This is a genomic window from Lyngbya sp. CCY1209, assembly GCF_055795065.1.
The window spans coordinates 1-635 of sequence record NZ_JAYFER010000360.1; the positions used below are offsets into that span (position 1 = coordinate 1).

The window sequence follows — 635 nt, forward strand, 5'->3', positions numbered from 1 at the left end:
GGTAATCATGGTCAATCTGGTCGAAACATTTGGCAATGTCGGCATCAAGGACGTAATATCCCATTTTGTTGATGCCAGTAAATATTCTGCCAATTGCGTCAAGGGTTGAGCGTCCGGGTCGAAACCCATAGCTTGTTCCCTCGAATTTAGGTTCCCAGTAGGGTTCCATTGCCATTTTGACCAAGGCTTGTTTGGCTCTGTCTCGGATTGTTGGGATTCCCAGCGGGCGTTTTTCATCCCGTCCAGGTTTAGGTATCCAGACTCTCCGTAACGGTTTTGCTTTGAAGTTTCCCTTGATTTCCTCAACAAGTTCAAACCTTTGTTTTGGGGATATTGCTACCACTCCATCCACTCCGGCTGTTTTCTTGCCTTGGTTATCTTGGGTCACTCGCCTTACAGCTAAGAGCCTTGCGTAGTATGACTTCAAAAGGAGTCTCTGCAACCTTTTAGCTTTTGCGTCCTGTCCCGATTGAGCCGCTTGATAGATACGTTTTTGCAACTTGAAAACCATCCGTTGGATTTTCGCCCAATTGATAGTTCTCCATGCATTCTTAGTGCCCGTTGGTTTCGGCTTGCCGAATCCTTTGGTTTGACTAGACGCCATTATTGCTACTCAAGTCTCCATCTTACGTCTG

General features: G+C 46.5%; 1 protein-coding gene. It reads right to left on the reverse strand.

Annotated features, from left to right (window positions below; genetic code table 11):
* Nucleotides 1–604 (reverse strand): reverse transcriptase N-terminal domain-containing protein (locus AC0QHF_RS10210; RefSeq protein WP_375341415.1); only part of this gene is annotated, 604 nt, incomplete at its 3' end.
* Between the last annotated feature and the right edge of the window lie 31 nt (nt 605–635).